This window comes from Frankia sp. CeRuru1 (genome assembly GCF_977966315.1).
This window is the reverse complement of the sequence record NZ_CDWWEW010000220.1, coordinates 1-8,806: the sequence shown is the minus strand read 5'-3', so window position 1 is coordinate 8,806 and position 8,806 is coordinate 1. Positions and strand designations below refer to the sequence as shown.

At 69.1% G+C, this 8,806-nt stretch carries 5 protein-coding genes and 1 tRNA gene; 3 read left to right on the top strand and 3 right to left on the bottom strand.

The window, feature by feature from the left end; translation table 11 throughout:
• Positions 1 to 44: 44 nt before the first annotated feature.
• Positions 45 to 2,537: a DNA gyrase subunit A gene (gene gyrA, locus AC08OP_RS15745; RefSeq protein ID WP_462203711.1), complete on the top strand. Its 2,493-nt coding sequence runs from the start codon at positions 45 to 47 to the stop codon at positions 2,535 to 2,537.
• Between the two features lie 761 nt (positions 2,538 to 3,298).
• Here the strand turns inward: gyrA and AC08OP_RS15740 are convergent.
• Positions 3,299 to 3,631 (bottom strand): hypothetical protein, encoded by a 333-nt coding sequence (locus AC08OP_RS15740; RefSeq protein WP_476614889.1) that lies wholly within the window; start codon positions 3,629 to 3,631, stop codon positions 3,299 to 3,301.
• A gap of 22 nt (positions 3,632 to 3,653) precedes the next feature.
• On the opposite strand from AC08OP_RS15740, the gene AC08OP_RS15735 reads away from it, so the two are divergent.
• Positions 3,654 to 4,403 (top strand): DUF3566 domain-containing protein, encoded by a 750-nt coding sequence (locus tag AC08OP_RS15735; RefSeq protein WP_476614888.1) that lies wholly within the window; start codon positions 3,654 to 3,656, stop codon positions 4,401 to 4,403.
• Positions 4,404 to 4,466: 63 nt separating this feature from the next.
• Positions 4,467 to 4,540 (top strand) — tRNA-Ile (locus tag AC08OP_RS15730).
• 485 nt (positions 4,541 to 5,025) lie between these two features.
• Here the strand turns inward: AC08OP_RS15730 and AC08OP_RS15725 are convergent.
• Together AC08OP_RS15725 and AC08OP_RS15720 are read right to left on the bottom strand one after the other, a co-directional pair.
• A complete protein-coding gene (locus AC08OP_RS15725; RefSeq protein WP_476614887.1) occupies positions 5,026 to 6,234 on the bottom strand; it encodes an acyltransferase family protein in 1,209 nt (402 codons plus the stop codon).
• 236 nt (positions 6,235 to 6,470) lie between these two features.
• Complete coding sequence (locus AC08OP_RS15720; protein WP_476614886.1) at positions 6,471 to 8,552, bottom strand: glycosyltransferase family 2 protein; 2,082 nt, start codon at positions 8,550 to 8,552, stop codon at positions 6,471 to 6,473.
• Between the last annotated feature and the right edge of the window lie 254 nt (positions 8,553 to 8,806).

Below are 8,806 nucleotides of genomic sequence, written 5' to 3'. Positions count from 1 at the left end.
CCCTAACGCCCTGACGACTGCTCCCACTGCCCTGGAAGGACCCCGTGGTCGACGTCCTACCTCCTCCCCCCGGCGACCGCATCGAGCCCATCGGCATCGAAGTCGAGATGCAGCGGTCGTATCTCGACTACGCCATGTCGGTCATCGTCGGCCGTGCGCTGCCGGAGGTACGCGACGGGCTCAAGCCCGTCCATCGCCGGGTCCTCTACGCCATGTACGACGGCGGCTACCGCCCCGACCGCGGGTACTTCAAGTGCTCCCGCGTGGTCGGGGACGTCATGGGTAACTACCACCCCCATGGCGACACGGCGATCTACGACACCCTCGTCCGGCTCGCGCAGGGCTGGTCGTTGCGCTACCCGCTGGTCGACGGGAACGGCAACTTCGGCTCGCCCGGCAACGATCCACCCGCCGCCATGCGGTACACCGAGGCGCGGATGGCGTCCTTGGCGATGGAGATGCTGCGTGACATCGACCAGGAGACGGTCGACTTCGCCCCGAACTACGATGGGCGTTCGCAGGAGCCGCTCGTTCTGCCCAGCCGGTTCCCGAACCTGCTCGTCAACGGCGCCGGCGGCATCGCGGTCGGCATGGCGACGAACATCCCGCCGCACAACCTGCGCGAGGTCGCGAAGGGCGTGCGGTGGGCGCTCGACCACCCGGACGCGAGCGACTCCGAGTTGCTCGAGGCGCTGATCGGCCTGATCAAGGGCCCGGACTTCCCGACCTCGGGGCTCATCGTCGGCCGTAACGGCATCGAGGAGGCCTACCGCACCGGCCGCGGCAGCATCCGGATGCGGGCGGTGGTGAACGTCGAGGAGAACAAGGGCCGCACCCAGCTCGTCGTCACCGAGCTGCCCTACCAGGTGAACCCGGACAACCTCGCCGAGAAGATCGCCGAACTGGTCCGGGACAACAGGGTCACCGGTATCGCCGACGTCCGGGACGAGACCTCGGCGCGCATCGGCCAGCGTCTGGTCATCGACCTCAAGCGCGACGCCGTCGCCAAGGTCGTGCTCAACAACCTCTACAAGCACACCCAGCTCCAGGACACCTTCGGCGTCAACATGCTGGCGATCGTCGACGGCGTGCCGCGTACCCTCCGCCTCGACCAGATGGTCCGCTACTACGTCGAGCACCAGATCGACGTCATTGTCCGCCGGACCCGCTATCAGCTGCGCAAGGCCCGCGAGCGGCTGCACGTCCTGGACGGTCTGCTGATCGCGCTGGATCACCTCGACGAGGTCATCAATCTCATCCGCAACGCCGAGTCGGCGGACGTGGCCCGCGGCCAGCTGATGGAACGCTTCTCGCTGTCGGAGATCCAGGCCACCGCCATCCTCGACATGCAGCTGCGCCGGCTCGCCGCCCTGGAACGTCAGCGGATCATCGACGAGGCGGCCGAACTTCGCGCGAAGATCTCCGATCTGGAGGCGATCCTGGCCTCGCCGACCCGGCAGCGGCAGATCATCGGCGAGGAGCTCGCCGAGGTCGTCGAGAAGTTCGGCGACGAGCGGCGAACCCGTCTCGTCCCGTTCGAGGGCGACATGTCCATCGAGGACCTGATCGCCCAGGAGGACGTGGTCGTCACCGTCACCCGCGGCGGTTACGCCAAGCGCACCAAGACCGACCTCTACCGCTCGCAGCGCCGCGGCGGCAAGGGCGTGCAGGGCGCGGCGCTGCGCGAGGACGACATCGTCGAGCACTTCTTCGTCACGACCACCCACCACTGGCTGCTGTTCTTCACGAACAAGGGCCGGGTGTACCGGGCGAAGGCGCACGAGCTGCCCGAGCAGGCCAGGTCGGCCAAGGGCCAGCACGTCGCGAACATCCTGGCTTTCGGGCAGGATGAGCGGATCGCCGAGGTCATCGCGGTCAAGGACTACGAGGCCGCCCCCTACCTGGTCCTGGCGACCAAGCGCGGGCTGTGCAAGAAGACCGCGCTGCATGACTTCGACTCGAACCGGGCCGGTGGCCTGGTGGCGATCAACCTGCGCGACGACGACGAGCTGATCGCCGCCCGGCTCGTGGCGCCCGGCGACGATCTGCTCCTGGTCAGCCGCAACGCCCAGTCGATCCGGTTCCACGCCGACGACGAGCAGTTGCGGCCGATGGGCCGGGCGACCTCGGGTGTGATCGGTATGCGGTTCGATGCCGAGGACGAGCTGCTGTCCATGGACGTCGTCGTGCCGGGTACGACGGCGGATCTGCTCGTCGCCACCTCCGGTGGATACGCGAAGCGGACGCCGCTGGCCGAGTACCCGGTGCAGGGCCGTGGTGGCAAGGGCGTGTTGACCGCTAAGATCGTCTCGACTCGCGGTGGTCTGGTGGGGGCACTCGTCGTCGATCCCGACGACCAGCTCTACGCCATCGCCTCCAACGGGGGTGTATTGCGGACCGTTGCCAAGGATGTACGGCGGGCGCAGCGGCAGACCATGGGAGTCCGGCTCATCGATCTGGAGTCCGGGGTGCAGGTTGTCGGAGTCGCGCGTAATGCTGATGCGGAGGACACCGACGCCGGGCCCCAGGAAAGCTGAGAGCGAGCCCCGAGAGGCTGACGGTCTCGTGGTCGTGGCCACCCACGCCGAGAACGACGCCGCCCGAGGGGACGGGTGTGCGCGGGACCCGTGCACACCGTCAGGACCGAACCGGGAGAGTCCGTGAGTGACAGTCAGGAAGACCGGCCAGCCCGGTCGGCGGTCTACCGCGCCCCCTCCTCGGCCGCCGGGTCGGAGGGAGCGCGTGATACCGAGCAGTCCCGCCGGCCGAGCAGAGGGGACGGGGCCGGCCCGCGGTCCACGGTGAGACCCGCTTCCGCTGGTTCCTCCGGTGCTGGCGGCGCGGCCAGGGGCGCGGGTTCCTCCGGCCCGGGTTCCGCGAGCCCGGGTTCCGCGGGTTCCGCCGGTGTTTCCGGTTCCGCCGGGCGTGATTCGGAAGCCGGTCGCCGGGCCGGCGCCGGGACGGCGCCGGGACGCGCGGCGGACGCCGCGGGCCGCTCGTTGTCGCTGCGGGACGGCCGTGGGGGGGACGCCGGCAGCGAGACGGTGAAGGTGCCCGCGGCCGGCGGTGGGCCCGCGTCCGGTAATCCGTTCTTCCAGCGGCCCGGGCGGTCCGGTCGGCCCGTGGATGAGCGGGAGGGCGGCCGCGGCCCGGCCGGAGGCGCGGCGGACTCGCCGCCGTCCTCCGCCGGGGGGCCGACGGGTTCGATTGGGTCGTCGAAGGCCGGGTCGTCGAAAGCTGGGTCGTCGAAAGCTGGGTCATCGAAGGCCGAGTCGTCGAAAGCCGAGTCGTCGAAGGCCTATCCGGCCGAACCCGGCTCGTCGGCGTCGGGTTCGGCGGCGCCCCGCTCCGGATCGGTCCCCGACGGGGCGAAGTCTCCCTTGTCCTCGCGGTCCTTGTCCAGCTCCTCCGCGGGCGCGTCGGGCGCGTCGGGCACGGGTTCGTCGGGTGGCCCCTCCACGGGACGTGCCAGCGGAACGTCGTCGGTGTCCCCATCCGGGTCGGCTCGTACCGGGGCCGCTGGAACCCACTCCGACGAGGCGGGCTCGGCTACCCGGAAACTCGGCTCGGCCGCCGTATCGTCGCCGGCGAAGTCCCTCGGCCTGGCGCCACCCGGACCCGGTCGAGCCACGCCAGGGGGGCCGGCAGTTCGCGTGGAGCCCCCGGCCGAACGGCCACAGGAGAACGACACCATCTCCCTGGTCCGCCCGCCCAGCATGACGAGGAGCCGTACCACGAATCCCGACAGGAACCGTGCCGCGCCCGAGCGCATGCCCGCCCCCGATCCGGTACGCCCCGCCGCGCCGGGCCCGGCGGGGGGCAGGCCCGGCGGTGCCGGCCCCACGGCGGCCTACGACCGGCCGCTCGCGGCGCCGGAGTCCGCGGGTACCGCCACGACGACGGGCGCTCTGAACAGCGTGACCACGACCTCCCCCGGCGCGCTCGACGACCAGCTCGAGCCGGTCTCCGCTGAGCGGGCGGGTGCCGGTCACTCTCCTAGCCGGTCCGGTCCCGGCTCGTCCGGTTCCGCCCGCCCGCCCGGTCAGGGCCGGCGGGCCAAGCTCAAGCTGTCCAAGGTCAATCCCCTCACGGTGACCCGGGTCAGCTTCGCGTTCTCCCTCTGCGTCTTTGTGGTTCTGCTCGTCGCGATCGCCGTGCTGTGGTTCGTCCTGAACTCGATCGGCGTGTTCGACAGTGTCTCCGACGCGGCCGACACCCTGACCGACAGCAGCAGCACCGACATCCGAGGATGGCTGTCGTTCGGCCGGGCAATGCAGATCAGCTTGCTCATCGGGGCGATCAACGTCATCCTCATGACCGCGCTGTCCACGCTCGGTGCCCTGCTCTACAACCTCTGCGCCGAGATGATCGGCGGCGTCGAGCTGACCCTGAGCGATCATTAGCTTGGAGGTGCGGCGGCGGTCCCACTCCTCCGCCGCCGTCCTGTATTCTTGCACTCGCAGCACGGACCTATAGCTCAGTCGGTTAGAGCGCTTCCCTGATAAGGAAGAGGCCGGTGGTTCAAGTCCACCTAGGTCCACGCGCTGGCCGGTCATGCTCGCCGCCCTGTGGGCGGCTTCGCCGTGGCCGTCATGCTGGCCGGGGGGGCCAAGCCCCCCAACCCCCCGCGTTGCGCCTTCGGCGCTCGCCGTGCCCAGCGGGGTGGTCGGGCCCCGGCGGCGGCGAGGTCTGAGATCGGGGCCGGGTCGACGTGCTGCGCGAGGTCGAGGGCAACGCCACAGGGACGACCCTCGGCTGCATAAACCGTCCACCGGTGATCCGGGAAGATCCCCGCGCATGCGGGGACGACACTTGCTGACCTGGGAATCTATCAGCGGAGCAGGCCGAAAAACTTCACTCCGCTAAGCCGGCCGTTGGCGGTCGGCAGGGTGCCAGACGTGGCGGCGGAACCAGTGTGCCCGTCAGTGTCCCGGCGACGGCGTCGGCGGGCCGCCGGCACGACGGTCCGCACGCGCGGCCAGCGCACATAGCGCAGCCGGCGCAGACCGGGAAGCCTGCGCCACGTCAGGGAGCTGGCCGTGCCGGTCGCGCCGAGGCGGACACCGAGGCGGCGGACACCGATGCGGGCACCGGGGTGTGGCGAAGCTTCTCCACCAGGATGGACAGCCGGCGGCCCGGTTTCTCCAGGACGACGTAGCTGATCCATCCACCGATGACGCCGGCCGTGACCAGCAGGGCGGCCACCCACGGAAACGCCGACGGCGCGTGACTGACCAGCCCGTGCCGGTCCAGCACTAGCAGCAGAATCGGCTCATGCCACAGGTACACGCTGTAGCTGATCATGCCGAGCCAGACGAATGCCGGGGTGGCGAAGAACCGGCGCCACAGCGTGTCGCGGGGCGCCAGCACGGAGGCGGCGAACAGCACACCGAAACCGATCGAATTCAGCGTGGAGAACGCCTCGAACGATGCCGCGGTGTGCCCCCGGACCATCGCGCCAGCGATGATGAGCCCGGCGGCGACGAACCGCAACGCACACGCGAGCGGGGCGGACAACGGCCGTTCCCGACCGCGGCGGACATAGAGAACCGCAGTGATCATTCCGAGGCCGAAGTTGCCGGCATAGTTCTGCGGCGAGAACCAGTACGCCCACTGGTCGTGCTGGGCCCGCACGATGTAGACCGCGTAGACGATCCAGACGGCGGACACCACGATCAGCAGGACCGGCGGCAGGCAGAGCCGCCGCCAGCGATGCGCCTCGGGCAGTCGATGGGTCTGCCGCCGCCGCAGCCAGCCGGCGACCAGGGCGAGGTAGAGATAGAAGTAGACCTCGACGGCCAGCGACCAGGCCGGGCCGATCGTGTAAAACACCCGTTTACTGTCGAAGACCTGGGTGAAGGTCAGGTGTTCGACCAGGTCGATCCAGTCGCCGGGCAGGCCGGGGTTGCGCGCCGCCCATACGATGATGAGCGCCGTGTAGTACAGCGGAAGAATCCGTAGCCCACGACGTATGAGCGTGTCTGTGGGTGACCGTTGGGTCCGGCCGGCCCTGACCCGGTTCACCATCGGCATATACAGCAGGAACCCGGAGACCAGGAAGAACCAACTGATCATCCCGTCGAAGGCGCCGAGGACCTGGCCGAGGAATGTACCCGCGTACGGCGTGTTGCCATCCCCGCGGCAGAACTGATAGGCGTGGAAAATGATCACCGAGATCGCCGCCACGCCGCGGAACCCGCCCAGGTCAACCAGCTCGAGCCTGGGATCGCCCACCGTCGTCCGCCGACGACCGCGGCGGTTTCCTCCGGTCCCTCCGGTGATACCTGCCTCCCCGGCCCGCGGCCGGGCCGAGGTCCGGACCGGCACCGTCGGCCGCTCCCTCGGTGGCGGTAACGGCGGTGGCGGCGGTGGCACCGGTGGCGGTGGGGGCTGCGCCCACCAGGACGGGAGAGCCGGCGCGGGCAGAACCCGGGACCTCGGCACGATGTTTCGAGGGTCGCCTGGTGTGGTCATGACCTGGCTTCGGGGTAAGGGACCACACCGCCCGCCGCGAAGCCGGTTGGAGGGACGGAGCCGGCTGGAGGTGCGGTCGCGCTGTCCGGCGTGACCGGGTCGGGCTGCGGCACGGTGCGTGGGGTCACGTGCCACTCTCGTTCCCGCAGCAGCTCCTTCACCGGTGCCAGCCGGGCGATGACGTTCTTGAACTCGCTGTAGAAGATGTTCATCAGGCAGAACTGGACGAACCAACTCCGGTGACGGCGGATCGTGGGGTCGGCGAGGGCGTACGCGAACAACGCCTGGATCGGGCCCGTCATCGTCGAGAACAGGGTGGCGACCACGTACAGGGAGACGTTCAACCGGAAACCGTGCTCGGCCTGCGGGTGCAGCAGACCGAAGGCGATCAGCGGATACATCTGGAGCGAAAGCCACGGATGTATCTCGCGCCAGCCCAGCAGCCAGAGCAGGCCGAGTTTCTGGCGGGCGGTGAGGTCTGGTGAGCCGACGGCTTTCCACAGATGCCGCCGGGAGACCTGGTACCAGCCCTGCGCCCAGCGCAACCGCTGCCGCCACAACGCCGACATCGTCGTCGGCGCCAGCTCGTAGGAGACCAGTTCCGGGTCTGCGACGATCCGCTCGCCGCTCATGATGGTGCGCAGGCTCGCGTCGATGTCCTCGGTCAGCATCGAGCCGCGCATACGGGTCTGGTGCAGCAGGTCGGTCCGCCAGTAGCCGTTCGACCCGCCGAAGATCCCGAAACCATGCATCCTCGCCCGGCCGGGATGACTCACCGCGTAGATCGACTCGAATTCCACGGCGACGGTGCGGCTGATCCGCGATGCCTCTCCGTTCCGGATCACGCAGTGCCCCTGGACGACCGCGGCTCCGTGCGACAGCCACCGCCAGGCCCGTCGGAAGGCGTCCGGTGCCGGATGATGATCCGCGTCGAAGACACCGACGAACTCACCGGTGACCACTGGCATCGCCGCGTTCACGTTCTGCGCCTTGGAGGTGCTGGTCGGCACATGCATCGGGACGAAACGGGGATCGGATTCGGCGATCCGCGCGAGCTTCTCCTCCACGGGCAGGTATCGGGGGGTGTTATAGGCGAGGATGATCTGTAGCGGACCCGGGTAGTCCAGCCGGAGGAACGCCTTGACCGTGTCGACGATCGTGGCCGACTCGTTCGGCAGATACGCGGCGATGATGGCGCTCGCCGCCGGGAACGGCGCGGCGGGCGCGTCCGGGCACTTCTCCGGTTCGAGCGCCGACAACTGCTCCAGGTAGGTGGTGAGGGTAGTGCCGGCCAGCGCGATGGCCAGGAGTGCGAAGACGACGTGGGTCGGATCGAGGCCCAGTGTGAACAGTGTGCTGTAGATCCCGAACGGGAGTCCGAGGCAGACCGCGGTCGAGACGACGATTTGGACGGCATCGGACGGCCGCAACCGTGTGTGCAACGGGCGCCCGGAACGTCGCGGCTGGTTCTCCGCCGGTTCCATCTTAGGGTCGTAACAGACGGGGACCATGTCGAGCTGCTGGGCGGCGAGACCCATGGCCAGCCGGGCCCGCCGCAGGGCGGTGGCATCGTCGATGGTGTCGTCCACCTGGACGAACCCCGGAACGGGGGTTACCCGCAGGCGCTCGCCGTCGACAGCGAAGTCACAGCTCGCGACCGTACGCACGATCTCGCCGAACGCCGCTTCGGCGGAGCGGCCCGGCCGCGTCGGCAGGACGACGACCACCTCGCCGGGGCGGCCCTGGCCGATGGCGGAGCCACGCCACCGATGCAGACCACCTGCCAAGGCAGCGACCTGATTGAGCAGGGACAGGCAGGCGCCCGGAGCGAGGCGCTCGCGCAGCCGGCCGAACTCGGCAATGTACAGAAGGCCGACGACACAACTCCGGCCCGTCGATCGAGTGCGGCTCCGGGCCTGCTGGATGGTCGCGACGGCGCGATCGTGGTGCTCGTGATGGTAATGCCGTCGTCCTGGCACCCGCATGACCCGCCGCCATCCGGATCCATTCGGGACGACGAGGTCACTCGTGCGCGGATCCAGATCCGCCACCGCGTACTCCGGCGGCGGAACTGCCATATTCAGTGTGTTGATCCCCCCCGGCGTCGGCCTTTCAGTGACCGTTTCAGCGAAATTCGCAGCCATGAACTGAACTCTCGCTAGATGCGCCGGATAATTCTAAATCTTTTTGGTGTAGGGAGTCGTGGGAACCGGGGCTGTACTCCTCTCGCCTGGCCGAAAAGTAAATACCTGGGAGCGTGATTCTCTGCTGGTTCGCTGGTTCGGCTTTATCGTGGCCGACACCTTACCAGCCGGGGTTCGGGTGCCTGTGG

Coding starts and splice junctions, on each gene's coding strand:
- AC08OP_RS15720 (WP_476614886.1), bottom strand. CDS start 8,552: ATGGCAGTTCCGCCGCCGGAGTACGCGGTGGCGGATCTGGATCCGCGC.